The organism is Variovorax atrisoli 110B (assembly GCF_000382045.1).
Lineage (GTDB): Bacteria > Pseudomonadota > Gammaproteobacteria > Burkholderiales > Burkholderiaceae_C > Variovorax > Variovorax atrisoli.
This window is the reverse complement of the sequence record NZ_KB907450.1, coordinates 356,931-373,668: the sequence shown is the minus strand read 5'-3', so window position 1 is coordinate 373,668 and position 16,738 is coordinate 356,931. Positions and strand designations below refer to the sequence as shown.

13 protein-coding genes are annotated in these 16,738 nt (G+C 67.1%); 1 reads left to right on the top strand and 12 read right to left on the bottom strand.

Going from position 1 to position 16,738, the window contains the following annotated elements; all coding sequences use genetic code 11:
• Nucleotide 1: 1 nt before the first annotated feature.
• The 4 genes from G369_RS39690 to G369_RS0101820 are packed head-to-tail and all read right to left on the bottom strand — an operon-like array spanning nt 2 to nt 6,747.
• Nucleotides 2-2,239 carry a glycosyl hydrolase family 28-related protein gene (locus G369_RS39690; RefSeq protein WP_019652270.1) on the bottom strand — a complete coding sequence of 746 codons (2,238 nt, stop codon included), beginning with the start codon at nt 2,237-2,239 and terminating at the stop codon, nt 2-4.
• Complete coding sequence (terL, locus tag G369_RS0101830) at nt 2,236-3,858, bottom strand: phage terminase large subunit (RefSeq protein WP_019652269.1); 1,623 nt, start codon at nt 3,856-3,858, stop codon at nt 2,236-2,238. The genes G369_RS39690 and terL overlap by 4 nt, the downstream gene beginning before the upstream one ends.
• Complete coding sequence (locus G369_RS0101825) at nt 3,845-4,234, bottom strand: hypothetical protein (RefSeq protein WP_019652268.1); 390 nt, start codon at nt 4,232-4,234, stop codon at nt 3,845-3,847. The genes terL and G369_RS0101825 overlap by 14 nt, the downstream gene beginning before the upstream one ends.
• Complete coding sequence (locus G369_RS0101820; protein ID WP_019652267.1) at nt 4,231-6,747, bottom strand: hypothetical protein; 2,517 nt, start codon at nt 6,745-6,747, stop codon at nt 4,231-4,233. The genes G369_RS0101825 and G369_RS0101820 overlap by 4 nt, the downstream gene beginning before the upstream one ends.
• On the opposite strand from G369_RS0101820, the gene G369_RS0101815 reads away from it, so the two are divergent.
• Nucleotides 6,748-6,942, top strand: a complete 195-nt coding sequence (locus G369_RS0101815) for a hypothetical protein (protein ID WP_019652266.1) — start codon at nt 6,748-6,750, stop codon at nt 6,940-6,942.
• Here the strand turns inward: G369_RS0101815 and G369_RS0101810 are convergent.
• The 8 genes from G369_RS0101810 to G369_RS0101775 all read right to left on the bottom strand — a co-directional run bounded on the left by G369_RS0101810 (nt 6,928) and on the right by G369_RS0101775 (nt 16,550).
• Nucleotides 6,928-9,159 carry a transglycosylase SLT domain-containing protein gene (locus G369_RS0101810; RefSeq protein WP_019652265.1) on the bottom strand — a complete coding sequence of 744 codons (2,232 nt, stop codon included), beginning with the start codon at nt 9,157-9,159 and terminating at the stop codon, nt 6,928-6,930. The genes G369_RS0101815 and G369_RS0101810 overlap by 15 nt on opposite strands.
• Entirely contained in the window at nt 9,156-11,174 is a 2,019-nt protein-coding gene (locus G369_RS0101805) for a hypothetical protein (RefSeq protein ID WP_020722920.1), read from the bottom strand. Before G369_RS0101805 ends, G369_RS0101810 begins: the two co-directional genes overlap by 4 nt.
• A 2-nt stretch (nt 11,175-11,176) precedes the next feature.
• Complete coding sequence (locus G369_RS0101800; RefSeq protein ID WP_019652263.1) at nt 11,177-11,665, bottom strand: hypothetical protein; 489 nt, start codon at nt 11,663-11,665, stop codon at nt 11,177-11,179.
• A 1-nt stretch (nt 11,666) separates the two neighbouring features.
• Entirely contained in the window at nt 11,667-12,113 is a 447-nt protein-coding gene (locus G369_RS35315) for a GNAT family N-acetyltransferase (protein ID WP_019652262.1), read from the bottom strand.
• Nucleotides 12,114-12,116: 3 nt separating this feature from the next.
• Nucleotides 12,117-14,537 (bottom strand): phage tail protein, encoded by a 2,421-nt coding sequence (locus G369_RS37435; RefSeq protein WP_019652261.1) that lies wholly within the window; start codon nt 14,535-14,537, stop codon nt 12,117-12,119.
• Nucleotides 14,537-15,115, bottom strand: coding sequence for a phage connector family protein (locus tag G369_RS0101785; protein WP_019652260.1), 579 nt, complete (start codon nt 15,113-15,115; stop codon nt 14,537-14,539). Before G369_RS0101785 ends, G369_RS37435 begins: the two co-directional genes overlap by 1 nt.
• Before the next feature lie 70 nt (nt 15,116-15,185).
• The gene (locus G369_RS35300) at nt 15,186-15,647 is read right to left on the bottom strand and encodes a hypothetical protein (protein WP_020722919.1); all 462 of its coding nucleotides are present in this window, start codon (nt 15,645-15,647) and stop codon (nt 15,186-15,188) included.
• A gap of 42 nt (nt 15,648-15,689) precedes the next feature.
• A complete protein-coding gene (locus tag G369_RS0101775) occupies nt 15,690-16,550 on the bottom strand; it encodes a phage capsid protein (protein ID WP_019652258.1) in 861 nt (286 codons plus the stop codon).
• Nucleotides 16,551-16,738: the final 188 nt, after the last annotated feature.

Sequence of the window (16,738 nt, the reverse complement as noted above, 5' to 3'; positions counted from 1 at the left end):
CTCACGAAATCGGATACTCGCCCGTAGCAACCAGGCGACTGCCGTTTGCGGCCGGGTACGAGTTGTCGTACTTCAGGATGCCGCCAGTGTTGCCGTTGAAGTTGAACGACAGCATGTTCCCGCCGACGTTCACGTCCCGCCCGGCGCCGGTCGCCTGGAACTGGGCGGTGACCGGCAGTTGAACGTTGATCGCACCGGCGCCGGTGCCATTGGTGGTGATCGAGATGTCGACCGCCACCTTGCAGGAATTGCCGTGCCGCATGAACCGGCCCGACACCGTGCCGAAAGCGCTGATCGTCCCCGATGAAGGCGTGACCGACGGCGCGAAGCTGCGCCATTCCGGAGAGTAGATCGCGCCCGTGGCCTCCGCGAAACGCCCGCCGGAACCGCCACCGTTGATGATGTACGGCGTCTGCGCGAAACGCACGATGTTGGAGTTCAGGGCCTCGATCGCAGGGAAGTTCTGCGCGCCCAGGTCGTAGCCCTTCACCGTCAGGGATGCGAAGCGCAACTCGTTGTTGGAGCCGTTGACGCGGACCGCGTTGTTGCGGGTGTTGTTCAGGCCAACGAGCCCGAAGTCGAGCAGCGCATTGGACCCTTCGACGTAGATGCCGTAGGTGTTCGCGATGCCCGGCTTCGGCTCGCTGGTGACGTTGTTGAATTGCCCGGTGGCGCCGTTCGATGCGGCGCCCACCCAGATGCCATAGGTGCCGGCGTCGAAGTCGCCGTTTACCAGGTGCATCTTCGACACCGTGCCCGTCGTGCCCTGCCCGATGTAGATGCCGGCCTTGTAGAGGATCGTGAAGATGTTCGACAGCAGCGGGTTGTCGCAGCGGAAGAACTCGAAGGCGTTGCTGTTGATCAACGTGTAGTCGGTGACGCGGCTGTCGATCTGCCAGAACGGCCAGAAGTGGATCTGGTTGAAGTGCACCACGTCGAAGCATTCTTCGATTCGGATGCCGGTCATGAGCGGTTGCCCGCGAAGCCGGTTGATCATGAGCCGGCCGGCGTTGCCGTTGATCAGCTTGATGCCCTTGGCGGGATTCAGGAGCACGAAGTCGCTGATGTCGACGTCCGAGTTATCGACCACGATGTCGTAGTCGTAGGCGGTCGGCGTCCATCCTGGCGCCGGCGCGGGCTGCGTGCGGCGCGTCCCGAAGTTGTCGAAACGCACGCCAGACGTGAAGTTGCCGGACTGCAGCACATAGATGCCGTTGCCCATGTGGTCGAAGTGCAGCCACGAGCCGCCTCCTACCGTGCCGATCTGCGGGTTGTAAGGGCTGGCGCCGTCGCCGGTGATGCGAATGCCCTTCGTGACGGACAGAACCGAGGTCGTCCGATAGATGCCGGCGGGCAGATAGACGACCTTGCCGCTGGCGTTCGCTGCGTTGATGGCGGCCTGCAGCGCGGTGGTGTCATCAGCCACGCCGTTGCCCACGGCGCCGAAGTCTTTGACGCTCAGGGTGTCGGCGAGCTTTGCAGCCAGCGAGCGCCCCACGCCGCCGGTGTACGTCGTCTTGTACGCCACAAGGGCCGCGCCTTTCGCCGAGTTGGTGAGGTCGGCGATATCGGTCTTGTACGTGTTGATGTTCGTGACCGCGCCGGCGGCGGTGGCCGAAGCATCGGCCCCGGCCTGCGCCGCATCCTTGATCCCCTTCCCGACGGTGCCTGCGGCATAGCTCTTGGAGGAATCGTAGGCCACCAGGCCCCCGCCTTGCGATGCGGTGCTGGACGAGCCGAGGGCCGCGGCGAGCACATCAGCGTTGCCAGCCGCAGCGGTCAGGAAGAGATCGCCTTCGGCATCGAAGGCCAGGCCCTTGAGTGCACGCCCTGCAGCGTCGGGGAGCACGCCGCTGGCCGCATCACCAGGAGGGAGGCGAATCGTGTTCGCGAGCGCGAGGCCGCTGTCCTGCAGCATCATCACCATGCGGTCGAAATCCCGATTCACGGTGTCGGACTGGAAATCCCCTGAGTACTGGTAGTCCGTGAGCCGGTTGAGCGCCACGCGCCGCACGAGGGCCACGGCGCTCAGGGCCGCGGGTGCGACCGCGAAGACGACCGTGCCGCCGGCTTCAACATCGACCCCTGTCACCGTGTAGTCGACGCCCAGGCTCAGAACAACCCCGTCGACGGAAACATTGATGTCGACCTCATCGAGCAGCTTGAACCCGTAGGCGAAGGAGGTGGTGATGCCGTTGCCGATGTGGTTCGACACGGGGGTTTGGACGGGGACGGTCATTCAGAGGCCTCCAGCGTGACTTCATGGACGCCAGAATCTGGCCGCCAGATTGCACGCTCGACCGCTGCCGGAATCCCGGCGCTGTGCCCGTTGCCGATCCGCACGGGATTGGCCCGAATCGCCCTCGCGCCCGAGTCCAGGTAGTCGTCCGGCTGGGTAGTGACGGCGGGGTTCCAGTCCTTCATCTGGTCCCACATCGGGCCGTCGAGGACGTCGACATGCGCCCAGAGTGCGCCGATGGACATGGGCGCTTCGAAGGCGTCGAGGATGTCCTTGTTCTTGTTCGTGCCCACGTGGTCCTCCACCACGCCGCACGCCACGGCTGGCAGCGGCTTCTTCCCCCCTTGGCCGCGCAGGTGCTTGCGCAGGATCGGCGGCACGAAGCCTCCCGGGCCGTTCGTCTCAACCGTCACGCTCGGGATGTGGTACTCGATCACCAGCTTGCGGATGCTCTCGCACTGCTCGTCGATGTCGCCGGTGAGGCCGATCGCGAACTGCCAGTACAGCCGCCCGGCCGCATCGCTGTAGACCAGCGAGATTGCCGAGGCGTCCGTGTCGATCTTGCCCATGGCGCAGTCCCAGCGGCACGCGGCGCTCACGATGCGCACATTGCCCAGCATCAGCATGGCTTCCCGGTTCGCGCGCTTCAGGACCGGCTTCATCTCATAGGGGATGATCTTCTCGGGGTCCAGCCGGATCTCACCGATGGGCTTGCTGTGCAGCTGGTACTGGCTATCCCACTCGTTCAGGGTTCTCGTCTTGCGCCGGCGCTGCTCCATCTCAGCGCGGTCGAATCGTTCCGGCCAGGCGCTGCCGGCATAGCAGTCGACGACCCCTTCCGGCATTCCGGCGAAGTGCACCTGGGTGCCGATCAGCTGGTAGTCGATGCCAACGACGAGGCACCGCGCGCCACGGCCGATCCCCACGAAGATGAACTCGGGCGCGAAGCCAGGGTCGATCACCATCGCCGGCTTCTCGGTGCGGTGCTCGCGTTCGAACATGCGGATCGTCAGGCAGTCGGCCCCCAGCTTCTCCTGTTCGTCGTAGAGGCTGTCGTGCGTGTGCGGCGTGCCGATGTAGAGTTGCCGCCCGCCCGGGACCAGGATGTGCGTCTGCTCGCCGAGGCGATACCGCAGCTTCTCGCGCGCCTCGGGCGTGCCGATGTTGCGCGGCACCTCCACGTCATCGTTTTGGCACTCGTCGGCGCGCGCGCTCGTGACGTTCGACAGGATGCCCTTGGCGTACATCGAGGCATTCCGCGGGTCCGACGATCCGGTGAGCCACCACGCCTCGACGGACAGTTGCCCTGGCGGCAGCATGCCGCGCGTCAGCGGATGGTTGCGCAGCACGTACTGCGTGTCGCGGCTGGTCTTGTACGCGGTCTTGTCCGCTTCGGACTGATGGAGGATGCGGTAGGTCTGGTCGCAGTAGTAGCGCCAGGCGTTGTAGACGGCGAGGATGGTGGACTTGCCGAAGCCGCGGAAGCAGCGCAGCACCGCCAGCGAACCGCGGTGCTCGAGCCAGTGGCACGCGCGGACATGCACGTCCGGCACCACCCAGTTGCGGGCTTTGGCCCAGATCAGGAAGAAGGCGAGAAAACTGATCTCACGCTTTTCCATGCACCTTCCTGTCGAAGTCCGCCTTCGCCTTCGGGTTCTGCAGGTTGGCCAGCAACTTCGCGGCCTCCTTCTCAGCGTCGGCTACCTGTTTGTCCAGGTCGTCCTGCGGATCGGTCACGGCCTCAGGCGTCTCCTCACCGCCGCCGGCTGCGGTGGCATGGCGCACGACAGTGACCAGCGACTGGATGCGCTGCGTCAGCGCGATGGTGGCCACAGCGTTCTTCTTGACCCAGTAGCGATCCCCGCGGGTCTGTTGGTCCCAGCTCGCGACCGCGACGCCAGTGCCGGGCCATTTGTCGGGGTCGGCCTCGTCGAGGAACACGTCGACCAGCTTCTCGTGCAGCGCCTGAAGACGCTCGAATTGCTCTTGCTTCATTGACCCACCGCCTTTCCGAAATCGGGCGCGCGGTCTGGCATGCCGGTGCCGGGGTTCCACCAGTAGGACTGCCCAAAGTCCTTGGCCGACCGCGCCTTCATCTTCCCGAGGTAGCCCGGGCTCAGGTTCTCCTGCAGGGCGTGCAGGCCGGCGTGGTCAAGCGCGGCGCGCGCGTACCAGATGCCGGTGTAGGGCGTGTTCGCGCGCGCCCACTGCAGCGATTCGGCTGCCGTGTGGGTCGTCTTTCCTGCGAGCTTGCGGTCGATGTTGGTCTTCCCGATAGATGCAAGTTCGAAGACAGAGCCAAGAGCCGGCCCCAGCACAGACTTCGCCGCGTTCGAAACGAATCCGCCGGGCTGGTCTGTTGAATCGGCCAGCAAGAAATCTCCGACGATAGAGAGGCCGCCTCCTTGGGCAACTGCCTTTGTCCAAAACTTGCCCGCGTGCGGCCCCTGCATGTCGATCGGGTCTTTGCCGGCCACCAACTGCTTCGCCTGCAGCGCGATAGCGCCGAGGGCGGTGGTGGTTACCATGAGCGCGCCCGCGTACATCACCCGGTTGGCCAGAACCGGCGCGCTGCCGTCCGTGACCTGCGGCGCCTCCAGCATGCGGCGCCAGTGGCGCGACACCATGGCGATGGGGAACGATTTGAACTGCATGACGCTGCGCGCGAGCTCGCCGCGCACGGTGCCGCGCTGCGTAGCGCCACCGCTGGCCAGAGTCTTCGTCGCGAGGTCTGGATTGAGCACGGCAAACTCGCTCTCGTTCTGGATCAGGCCGAGCACCTTGGCCACCACCTCGCTCGCGCGGTCGTCGTTCGTGGCCCGGATCGCCTCTGGCGTGAGATGCTGCTTGCCACCGAACTCGGTGAGGTCGGCCTTCGTGATCACCTGCCAGTCGGCCTCGGTGATGCCGCGGCGCTCCATCAGCGTGCGGTCCCACTCGGTCAGCTTGCCCCATTCCGTCTTCGACATGCGGGCCAAGCCCTGCATCATCGTGAGAGAGAACGCGCGGCGCAGCGTGTCGGTCCAGGCGTTCATCAGGGATAGCTTCATGGTGCTGTTCGCGAGCCGCCCGCTCCAGGTCTGGCGGATGTTGTCGCCCGTCCAGCGATTCATGTCTCCGATCATCGATTCGGCGATGATCCCGTGCGTGGTCATGAAGTCGCGCGCGTCCTTGCTGGCGGCCGTCTTGCCGAGGTTGGCGATGGCGTCCCAGTACCCGAGCTTGTTGTAGCCGGTCGTCGTCATGAAGGTGCCCAGGTCGGTGATGCTGGAGATCACCGCGCTTCCCAGCTTGCCGAACGTCTGGATGTTGCGCGCGTCGGTGCCGAGCTGCGCGAGCTTCGCGCTCTGCGGCGTGCCGGCCGTTCCGTTGAGCTGGTCCCAGTAGCTCTGCGGGCGCAGTCCGAAGTCGCGTTTGATGCCACCGTCTGCCCGGTCGGCCAGGTCGAACTGCAGGCGCATCTGCGAGTTCGGATTCGGACCGTATCGCTCGATCAGCCCGATGTCGCGCGCCATCCGGCCCACGTGCCCGATCACCGCGTCGTACATGCTGCCGGTGCCGAAGTCCTTCATGTAGGCCATGTAGCTGTCGGCGTCCTTGAAGTGGATCTGCCGCGACTCGCTGCCGGCGTTGGCCTTCGCGCCGTTGCCGCCGAAGGCGCCAGGCTCGCGCTTGTTCGCGCCGTCGCTGCTGATCGTCTCCCAGGCCCGGCCGAGCAGCGCGCGGAACTCCGCGTCCCCCATGCGCGACCCGTCCTCCAGCACGTAGCGCGAGCGGTCCAGCAGGGGCGCAATGCGGTCGACCCACGCCTCGCGCGCCGCGGCGTCGCCGGCTCCGCGCACCTTGGCGGCGTCGTGCGGCTGGGGGATGTAGCCGTACTCCAGCCGCCCCACGTCGCCGCCGGCGCTGTTGAAGCGCTGGCGCAGGCCCTCGATCACATTCAGGTATGCCTTCGCGCCCTCGGCCGCGATCTTGTTGCCGGTGCTGCCGTCGCCGTTGCGATAGATCTCGGTGGCCAGGTCGCGCGTCATCCGCGGGTTGTCGGCGTCGAACAGGAACATCATGACGCGGCGCCCGAAGCCGGCGCCCTCGCCCGTCTTGGCCGCCTCCATCAGGTCGACCATGTTGCCCACGGCTTCCTGCTTGATCCCGTTGATGTAGTGGCCGGTGTTGTCGATGTCGTTCACGAGGGCGCGGCTGCGGCCTTCCTTGAACTGAGCCATGCCTTCGGTGATGCGGATGTCGGTGGCCGCGGTCTTCAGGATCTGGCGCTGGGCGTTCGCCACCTTGCGCGCGGCCTCGGCCTGGATGTCGGCCATGGCGGCCTGCGCGGCCTCGATGACGCGCTGGTCGGTGCTCTTGGCCTGCCAGTCCGGATCGCTGCGGGCAAGGCGGCGCATCGTGGCGTTGATGCGGTCGTCGATGGCCTGCAGCTGAGCGGCCGTCAGGGCGTTGCGCCCCAGCTTTTTCGCCGCCTCTTGTACGGCGGTGACACAATTGGGCTTCACATGCAGTCCTTTCTGTTGTTCCTCGCGGGCATTGCCGTGCTGTTCGCGCCGATCCCGCTGTCCGCTTGGGCCGCGCGCGGGCGCTGGCAGGACGCATGGGAAGCCACGAAGGCGTACTGGAAGGTTCTCGCCCTGATGGTCGGCGCGGCGGCCGTGTTGTCGCTGGTCATGCTCGTCGCCTCAGCTACTGCGTAGGAAGCAGTTCGCCGCCACGTCTATCAGCGACGCATCGCGGGTTTCGTCAGCCGCCTCCTTCTTCACCTGCTCGAGCAAGTCGGCCGCGCGCACGGGCTTGTCCATGCCTTCGAGTTGCACCATGAGGTCGGGCTGCAGGTCCGCGACCTCGGCGGCCTGGCGGTCAAGGGCGGCTGTGTCCGCGGGCGCCGACTCGGCTGGTTTTCCTGAATTGATAGCAGGCTCGCCAGCGCTGACACCGCGGGCCGGAGCCGTCGCCGCGGGCGTCGATTCCCCTGCCGCAGCCAGCATCTGCCGGCCGGTGGCGCGCGGCTGCGCTTCCACTGCGGTGCGCACGCGCGGCGCCGGCGGCGGCCGGAAAGCCTCGTTCAGGGCCAGCGCCAGCGAGCGGGGCGACGTGGCCGGCACATCCAGTTCCGCGCGCTGCTCCCGAAGGCTGGCCAGTTCTGCATCCACCCGGCCGACATCCTCAGCGGCGCGCTGCGCCCGCGCGTTCTGGTCGAGCAAGCCATTCAGCCGCTGGATCTGCGCATCGTGCGTCTCCAGCGCCGAGGCGATCTCCTTGCGGGCCGCAGCCTGGGCCTGCTTGTAGCTCAGCTGGTCGGATTCCTGCAGCTCCTTCGCGCGCGCCTTGATGGCCGCGGCGCTGTCGTCCGGGCGCTGCGTCTTCACCTGATCGAGCTCAGCGCGGATCTGGCGCACCTGGCCGGCGTCGGCGATGTTCCCGGCTTCACCGAGCAGGGAGGCGCGCTGGGCTTCGCCTGCGGCGATCTGGTCGTCCAGCAGGCGGCCGGCGCGCACGGAATCCAGCGCCAGCAGGTCGGACACGCTCACGGGCTCGCCGCGGGCGAGCTGGTCGTGGGCGGCTTCCATGGCGTCCTGGTGCCGCGACATGCCGGCAATGTCGCCGTCGCCGCTAAGGCGGTAGCTGTCGATCGCGTTGAGCGTCTGGCGTACGCGGGCCGCAGCCACGAGGTCAGGATCGCGGGCGATGGCCTCGCGCGCACCAGCGTTCGTACGCTCCTCGCCAAGCCGCTTCATGCCCTTGGTGACATAGGCCTGCGTCTCCTCGGGCAGGAACCGCAGGTAGTCCCCGCCCTCCTTCGCCGCGCGCGCGAGCGCCTTGTCGAGCGCCCCCGGGCCGGCGTTGTAGGCGGCCATGGCCTTGTCCTCGCTGCCGTAGCGTTTGAGCATGGCGTCGAGGTAGTCGCTGCCCACGCGGGCGCGCTCGGCGAGGCTGTTGTCGGCCGCCGGACGGACGCCGAATCCCGGGTCCAGATTGGTGCCGTCCATGACCTGCATCTCGCCCTTGGCGCCCTTGGGCGAGGTCAGCACGTTCCCCTTGGCGTCGTAGCGCTGCCCGTTGCTCTCGATGCCGAGCACCACCTCCTTCAGCGTCGGCGCCGCTTTCGTGCGCGCGCCGCGCACGGCCACCGCGCCGAAGCCGGCCGGCACCAGTGTCGACAGCGCCAGGCCCACGGGGTCGAGCGGATCGTAGGTGCTGGCGATGTCCTTGTACCCGGCGTTGTTCAGGATGGCGCGCTCGGCGGCGTTCTGCGCCACGAACCCGCCCGGGCCGCCGACTGCGACCAGCGCGGCAGTCTTCGCCACCGAGCCGGGCACCGCCACGGGCAGCGCGACGGAGACACCGGCCACCGCGCCGGACACGAGGCCGGCCTTCGTCCGAGTCTCAAAGTCCACGCCCTGCTGCTTGAGTTTGTCGGCCTCGGCCATGCCCACGTCGGCGCCCAGCAGGAACGGCGCGGCCGGGCCGGTCGTGGCCGCGTAGCCGATGGCCTGGGTCGCGAACTGCGAGACGCCGGCCACGACCTGCTCGCTCGCGTGCGTGGTCGCGGGGTCGGGCATGATCTCCTTGGCGCGCTGCCGGAACATGTCGCCCGCCTCGTTGCTGAAGTTCGGGCCCTGCTCGCGCAGGCGCTTGGCGGCCTCATCCTGTTGGCGCTTCTCCTCTGCGGTCGGCGTGCTGAACATGCCGCCCTGGTTGAAGCCGCCGGCGCCCGCCACGTCGCCGAACGCGCCCACCAGCTCGGCTCCGAAGGCCAGCGTGTTCGCCGCACCGCCGCCGACACCCAGCACCGCACCGCGGCCAAGCCCGAAAGTGCTGAAGCCCGGGCCCTCTTTCTTGAAGGGCGCGGGCCGCTGGATCTGGTCGTCGAGGGCCTGGTCGGTGCCCTGCTGGAACATCGCGTCGATCATGGGCTGACCTTCAGGGTGATGCGCTGGCCGCGCTCGTTGGTCACCAGGGTGTTGCCGGCGCGCACGTTGTAGAGGCCCTGCCCGGCATGCACGAGCCGCGCATCGGGGAGCGTCTTCACAAAGTCGGCGAGCGGCATGCGCGCGGGGCCGGCCTGCACGAAGCCGTCGGGCGCCTGGCCGGCGAGGTCGGCCGCGGTGAATGCCTTGATGCGCTTGTCGAACTCCGGCTCCTTCATCCCGTAGGGCAGCGGGATCTTGCCGCCGTTGCGTTCGATGATGCCGCCGGCCGCGAGGTTGATCGCGTTGTCGATGTCGCCGCCCTTCGCCGCGGCGATCTTGAATGCCGCATCGACGATGTTGTTCTCGACCTCCTGGTTCGAGTAGGCGCCGCGCACCTTCTTAGCGATGTCGGCCCGCCAGCCGGATTCCACGGCGCCGTCGATGCGCACCGTCTTGTCGCGAATGGCCTGCTCGCCCTGGAGCACCAGTTCCGCGGTGTAGCGGCCCTGCGTCGTCTTCGAGTTGGCGTAGAGCATCGCCATGCCCATCGTGTTGTCCTTGTCGCCGATCTGCTTGGCGATGGCCGCGATCCGATCGGCATCACCGACCACCCCGCCGATCTGGCCGAGCAGCGAGGCGGCCTGGTCGGGCTTCAGCGTCCGCACGATCTTCTGGAACTGCTCGGCCTCCTGGGGCTGCAGCGGGGACACCTTGCGCCCGGCCCAGGCCTCCACCGCGGTGATGTCCTGCGTGCGCTGCTGGAAGACCTGCAGAGCCTGCTGAGGGTTGGTGATCTGCATGAGCGGCGCGGCGCCGATGACACCCACGCTCTGGGCCGCCGCCCAAGCCTCGCCGTTGTTGACCTTCTGGCGCAGGCGGTCGTCGATCTGCTCGGCAGCCTTCAGGCGGCGCTCGCCGGCGGGGTCCGTGCCGCGGGCGGGGTTCGAGCGCTCGGCGCGCGCGTCTTCGAGGATGGCCGCACGCTGGGCCGCAGACTGGTTGGCGAAACCGGACACCGCCTTCTGCGTCTCCAGCAGGTCACGCAGGCGCGGCTGCAGTTCGGGAATGCCCTCGACCTGCTGCACGGCGGTGGCGATGAACTCGGGGGATGCGGTGGCGCCGTTGAGCGCCATGTCGCCCCACTGGTTCAGCGTGTCGGTGGCGGTGTTGAAGCGCTTCGTGGCGTCCCGCTCGGCCTTGTCGGCGGCGCGCGCCTGCTTCGCCTCGATGCTCGTGCGCCAGCCGAAGAGCGTCTGGTCGAGCGTGTTGCGCTTCGCCGGGTCGAGCGCGTCGCCCTCGGGGCCGGCGAGGCGCTTTTGCACCTCTTCGATGGCCGCCACGCTGCCCGACTGCATCGCCTGCTGGCCCGCGCGCCGGAACTGGTTGAAGGTCACGCCTTCGATGAAGGTCTGCTTTTCCTTGGCGATGCGCTCCGCAGGCCAGCCGGCGCCCGGCCCCATCTGGTCCACGAACGTGCCCCACTGCTGGATTGCGGCCTTCGGGTCCGTCGCGGCGAAGCGCTGCATCTGTTCGTTGTAGGTGAGCAGGCCGGCGGCCACATCCTGCTGGTCGCGCTTGCGGAAGGTGTCGAACAGACGGTTCTGGAGTTGCCCTTCCAGCCCTTTGACCTGGGCGGCCACCAGCGGCGCGCGGTCGGCGGGCACGCCCTTCAGGTTGTCGGCAATGATCTTCTGCGAGGTGTCGCGCCACGCAGCGGTGGCTGCGATCTTGTCCGTCTTGCCATCCAGCACGTCGGCGTTCACCGCGTCGAAGGCGTCGGCCAGGCCGTTCTGGATGTTCGCGTGCGCGGTCATCACCTGCACCTGCGTGGCGCGGTCGGCCGCGATCTTGGCCTCGTGCTTCTGCTGCTCGAGCATGCTGCCAGCAATGCCTACAGCTGTCGCGCCCAGCCGCTGGGTCGCATCGCCCACCTGGTTGTCGACCTGGGGCATCGGCGTGGTGTCGCCGCCCTGTGGCACCCGAAAGCCGAAGTTGCCGGTTGGAATCTTCGCCATGCTCAGGCCCTCGGTGCGTTGGCGCCGCCGGTGTTCCAGCCGCGTGCGATGGTGGCGCCGCCCTGGAGCGCGGAGGTCCACGAGCCAATCCGGGCTGCATCCGCGGCATTGCGGCTGCGCTGCGCCGCGAGGTTGCCGCCTTGGGTGATGCTGCGCGCCCGGTTCTTGCCGTCGTAGATCGCCATCAGCGCGTCCTCCTCGCTCTGCTGCTGGATCTCGGTGTCGATCTGCTCTGCGGTGCCGGCGCCGACCACCACGCCAGACCCGGCCAGCGCGGCGCGCGCTTCGGCGCGCTGCTTGTCGGCCGCCTTGCGGATGGCCCGGGCCTGCAGCTGCGCCTCGCTGGCGGCATACGCCGCGTCGTCGCGCGCGATCTGTTCCTGCTGGCTGGCGATGGCGTCGGCCTGCTTCGCCTGCTGCTGCTGGCCGTAGACGCTGACTGCGGTGCCCGCGGCGGCCAGGCCGACCAAGAGTGCTGTTTCGATGCCCATCTCAGACCTCCAGGGAAAAAAGAGTGCCTGCCGGCTCGAAGCCCAGCATGCGATAGAACTTGCCGGTGCTGTCTTCGTGAATGCCGGTCGTGATGCCGAGCCGCACCTTCTTGGCGCCTTGCCGGGCGCACCAGATGCGGAAGCTGTTCACCAGCTTCACCGCGGTGAATGCGTTGCGCGCGTCCTCGCGCACAAAGAACGAGAACTCGTAGCCGTGGCGCTCGTCGCTAAACCACCACTCGGTCACGCCGCCGGCAATGCCTCCGACGATCGCGCCGTCCTTGCGTACGACGAAGACCACGCCGGCGCCGGCCGCGAGGCTTCGCATCAAGGCTTCGACCTTCGCGACGTTGTACGGAATGGCCGCATAGCTCGACGTGTCGTGCAGGATCTGGCCGAGCGCAGCGATCTCGGCTGCGTCGTCGGGCGTGGCTACTTCAACCTTCATGGGCTACCCCTCGTTGATCGTGACGCGCCGGATGACGTCCAGCAGATGGAACGGCAGCGGGTACGGTTGGGTGATGATCTGGCTCGTGCGGTAGATCTCGTCCGAGAGCGTGGTCTTGCGCACGTCGCCGGAGAACACGGGCGGCGGCACGTCCAGCAGGTCGGCGCCGAAGCGGCGGAACTCGATCTCCTGGCCATTGATCACGGCCGCGGTGGTGTCGAGCACGCGCAGGATCACCTCGTTCACGTGCACCTGCGAGCCTTGCGCTGTCGTGCCATTGCCGCCGGACTCGGGCTGCAGCATCTCGATCAGGCAGGTGAAGCCGAGGCCGATCTGCACCGACTTGGCCGGCCGCGTCAGAGTGACCGAACCACCGGACACCTCGTAGGTTCCCAGATACGCGCCATCGGCCCACGCTTGGACGGTTTCGCCTTCGAGGTGGTCAAGCCCTGTCCACGTGGCCTGCCCGGTCGGGTGAGTTCCGCTGATGCCGCAGTCCACCAGCATGTCGGGGTCGAACACCTCGACGTAGCGTTTCGTGGTGCCGCCGACGGTGCGCCGGACGATGCTGTAGGCATCCTCGCCGGTGGCTGTCGGGATCGTGGCCACCGACTCGAATGCGCCGTTCGTGATCCACCGCGACCAGCCGGTGACCTCCTGCTCGATGTCGTAGGCGCACACCGCCATCTGGCCATCCGACCGCACAGCGTAGAGCGCGGAGTCCGGCTCCTTCTGGTGCGCCACCTGGGTGACGCCCGGCCCGGTGATGTGGGAAGCGAAGACCGTGCGGTCCGGCGACGAGAACCCGTCGATCTCGTAGCGGTAGCCGATGGCCGAGATCTTCTTCCCGGCCGCCTGCACGAAGATCATCTCGTTGCCGATCTTGACTGGCCGCACCGAGCTGGCTCCGACCGTGGACTCGTCGGTCTTCTGGATGTTGGTGGCGGTGATCGGCTTCTCCTGGCCACCCTTGAGGCTCATCTCGTCCGCCTCGGTCAGCACGAGCATCTGGCGCGCCGGCACCAGGTGGCGAATCGGGCTGTTGCGTGGCCCGTCGAGCTCGAAGCGGAAGGCGTCGTCGTCGTTGGTGCCGAACTGGAAGTTCAGGTATTCCTGAATGCGGCTGGCCCACACGTTCTGCGGGTAGCCCTGCGAGCCGCCGAAGATCAGGCGCTGCTTGTTGATCGTCACCGCGCGCGGGTAGCCCTGGCGTGCATTCCATGCAGGGCTCTCCATCGTCCAGGCGTTCGCGCCCGCGGGCACGATGGACGTGAGCGGACGCAGCACCTTCACGTTGGCGATCGTGTTGCTCGGCACCGAAACGATCTCGACGAGGCCACCGTTCACGGAGATCACCTTGCCCACGTCGTTCGCCCGGAACACGCGGCCGTCCGGCGACGCCAGCAGCCGGCGAGCAGAGCCGCCGACGACCCCGCCAGTGCCGACCGCCTGGTAGGTGTACGTGTTGGCGTCGATCACCGTGATGACATACGAACCGTTCAAGGCGGCGCCGCCCGTGGTGAAGTGCGAGATGGTGTCGCCGGTGGAATAGCCATGTCCGGTGACGGTGGCGATCACGCCATTCAGCCCGTTGGCGATCATCGCGCCGATGGTCTTCGCCGGTTCATAGAAGGCATAGTCCGACGACAGCGAGATGATCTGGCCGATGGTGCCGACGCTCGAAGGCGCGATGCCCATTTGCGGGCTGCCGTCGAGGTTCCACCCGAAGGCCGGCAGGTTCACCGTCGGGAACGGCGTGCGGATCGTGATGTTGAGATGGAAGTTGTCGACGAAACCGGTGATCAGCGCGTCGCCGCCACCGTAGAGGATGTGCCGCCCGACGTCCGAGTTCAGGAAGATGGTGCTCGCTGCCGTCACGGTCGCCGGGCCCACGCCGGTCTGGCTGAGCGTCAGCGCCACCTCAAGGTAGTCGCCCTGCTCCTCAAAGGGTGCCGTGATGAAGGGGATGCTCGCCATGCCCCACTGCGAATCCGCGAAGCGCTGCAGGCGGTACGGGAACACGTTCTCGTGCACCAAGAACGCCGTGTCCGCCTTCTGCACATAGTTGACGGTCGGGAGCTGCGCGGCGGTGTAGGGGGAGACGACTTCGTAGGGCGAGCCGGACAGCAGCACATGGGCGCGGTCCTTGATGAAGCGGATGTAGCCTTCGCCCATCTCGAGCACGTAGGCCTGGCCGCGGTTGAAGACGAAATCGATCAGCCGCGCCACCTTGGTCTGATCCTTCGTCGCGCGGATGAAGCGCGTGCCCGGCCGGCGCTTGGCGCCACCTTGCACCGTGAGCACGCAGTTCTCGATCCGGCGCGCGCCGTTGTTGTACTTGGCGATGTCGACGCGGCCGAGCGCGATGGCGGGGGAAAGCTCACCGCCGGTGAAATTGGTCTGGATCAGCGAAGCGCGAGCCATTACATCCGCCCCGTGATCAGCGTGAAGTCGTCGCTCAGGGCGTCGCTCGGGTTCTCCTGGGCATCAATTGCGCGGGCGGACTTCGCCATGGCGATGTACTCGGCTTTCAGCTCGTCGCGCAGCGTGGTGGACTGGGTGACCGGGTATGCCAGCTTCCAGAGCATGCGGGCGGTCATGAGCTCCACGAGCTTCGAGTCCCAGGTTGCCTCCTGGTCGTTTCGGAAGACGTACACGATCGGCAGAGCCGTGCCGCTCGCCAGGATCCGGCGCCCCTCGACCTTGAAGCGGTTGCATGCGGGCATGCCCACCTTCCAGTCGCCGATGCTGATCATGCGCAGGTAATCGCTGGGCAGCGCGAACTGCGCGGAGAAACCGAAGGCGGGCGTCGTCGCCATCGGTGCCAGCACGTCGCGCTTGATCGCGCAGTTCCAGTCGTTCTCACGCAGGATCGAATCGCGCTCCGGGCCGTAGAGGTTGGAGCACAGGCGCGCAAGGTCGCCGGGCTCGCTGAAGGAAGCGATGGGGGCCTTGCCCAGCTGCAGCAGCGCGTTGGAACAGATCGAGATCGAGGTGGACATCGGCTTCTCCAGAAACGAAAAAAGGGGAAGGCGTGGCCTCCCCCTCCGGTTGCAGGGGCGGACCCCTTGGTTACGGTGCGACGAACGGGACTTCGACGCGGATCGCCTGGTTGGCAGAGCCTGCGGCGCCGCCGAACGTCAGGTACAGCTCGCAGTCCTGCGGCAGCAGGTAGGTCTGGCCGTTGATCGTCTTCGTGCCGGTGTTGACCTGCGAGGTGGACGCTGCGTTGATCGCCGCCGCGTTGACCACGGCCGTCGCGTCGATGGCCACCTTGGTTTTTGGGTCGCGCAGGCCCACCGACAGCGTGCTCGACGCGGTGCCAGCGGCGCACGACACGGTGACGGGCAGCAGCAGGCGCGAACCCTGCGGCAGCACGATGGAGGTGCCGGCCGTGTCGTTCTGCGCGGGCGCTGCGTAGGCCGCGGGCGTCTCGATGACAGCGACGCGCATGCGGTTGAAGGAAGCCGCGGGCGCCTTGGTGCCTGCGGTCTGTGCCACCTGGGTGCGGGTGACGGTGAGAAGTTCAGCCATTTCGTTTTCTCCTGGGAGTTGGTCCGGGGTTCGCGCCAGCGATTACTGGAACGAGACTTGGACGACCTTCTTCTCGTCCTGGCGGCCTGCGCCGTAGCTGCCGGCCATCGACACCTGCAGCGAGTTCTTCTTGTCGGGGCGCTTATCGACGCTGCCTTCTTCGAAGCCCATGCCGAAGTGGATGGCGCTCTTGGCGTAGGCGGCCGTGGTGTGCACGGCGCCGGCAACCGTGGTGCGCTCGTACGGGATCCAGGTGAAGCCGAGCCACTTGTTGGCGATGTTGCCTTCCTGGATCATCTTGCCGGCCATGAAGTCCGCGCTCGTGAGCGTGGTGTCGCTCAGGATCTGGGTCATGGCGAGCGAGTCCCACAGGAAGAACAGCTCCTCGTCGTCGGTCTCGTTGGCGCGGAAGATCGCGCGGGCCTGGATGATCTTGGCCTTGGTCAGGCCCGTGCCACCGGCGGCGATGATCTGGCCGGCGGGCAGCGTGTAGGGGCCGGTCGTGCCGTCCACGCTGTTGATCGTGCCCAGGGCAGCCGCGAAGATGATGTCGTCGATCTTGCGGTTGCGCGCGGCGACGAGCTGCTGCATGTACTGGCCGCCCGTCACCGGGTTGACCTTCATCTTCGGGATGTCCGCCTTGTCCAGCGGCAGAGCCTTGAAGAAGTCGCGCATCGGCACGGTGCGCGCGGTGTGGTCGATGTCGGACCAGATGGTGTCACCGTGGCGGGTGACGTTCTCGTCCATCTCGACGGCGCCGAGGTTGTTGATCGTGAAGCTCGCGCCCTCGATGGTGCCGCGGTCGAAGACGGTGGCGCGGAGGCGGGAATCCTTCTGTTGGGCCAGCAGGCGCAGCGAGGAATCGAACTGCGTTACGAACTGGCGGGTCACGGTATCGGTCATTGAGAACTCCTGAAGTTTTGAACTGGTGTTCGCCGTTCAGGTGATCCGTTGCCGGGCCTGCGTCGCTGGCTGCTGCGGGCTTCTCGGTGATCCCGCATGCCAAGCGGGGCCGTGGCCTGCAATGTCAGATTTCGACGTGCCGGAATCCCGGCAAAAGAAAAGCCCGCTCAGCTTTCGCTGGCGGGCTG

Excerpts from the sequence above, each read along its gene's own strand:
- G369_RS39690 (WP_019652270.1), bottom strand. The coding sequence starts at position 2,239 with ATGACCGTCCCCGTCCAAACCCCCGTGTCGAACCACATCGGCAACGGC.
- terL (WP_019652269.1), bottom strand. The coding sequence starts at position 3,858 with ATGGAAAAGCGTGAGATCAGTTTTCTCGCCTTCTTCCTGATCTGGGCC.
- G369_RS0101825 (WP_019652268.1), bottom strand. The coding sequence starts at position 4,234 with ATGAAGCAAGAGCAATTCGAGCGTCTTCAGGCGCTGCACGAGAAGCTG.
- G369_RS0101815 (WP_019652266.1), top strand. The coding sequence starts at position 6,748 with ATGCAGTCCTTTCTGTTGTTCCTCGCGGGCATTGCCGTGCTGTTCGCG.
- G369_RS0101810 (WP_019652265.1), bottom strand. The coding sequence starts at position 9,159 with ATGATCGACGCGATGTTCCAGCAGGGCACCGACCAGGCCCTCGACGAC.
- G369_RS0101805 (WP_020722920.1), bottom strand. The coding sequence starts at position 11,174 with ATGGCGAAGATTCCAACCGGCAACTTCGGCTTTCGGGTGCCACAGGGC.
- G369_RS0101800 (WP_019652263.1), bottom strand. The coding sequence starts at position 11,665 with ATGGGCATCGAAACAGCACTCTTGGTCGGCCTGGCCGCCGCGGGCACC.
- G369_RS35315 (WP_019652262.1), bottom strand. The coding sequence starts at position 12,113 with ATGAAGGTTGAAGTAGCCACGCCCGACGACGCAGCCGAGATCGCTGCG.
- G369_RS37435 (WP_019652261.1), bottom strand. The coding sequence starts at position 14,537 with ATGGCTCGCGCTTCGCTGATCCAGACCAATTTCACCGGCGGTGAGCTT.
- G369_RS0101785 (WP_019652260.1), bottom strand. The coding sequence starts at position 15,115 with ATGTCCACCTCGATCTCGATCTGTTCCAACGCGCTGCTGCAGCTGGGC.
- G369_RS35300 (WP_020722919.1), bottom strand. The coding sequence starts at position 15,647 with ATGGCTGAACTTCTCACCGTCACCCGCACCCAGGTGGCACAGACCGCA.
- G369_RS0101775 (WP_019652258.1), bottom strand. The coding sequence starts at position 16,550 with ATGACCGATACCGTGACCCGCCAGTTCGTAACGCAGTTCGATTCCTCG.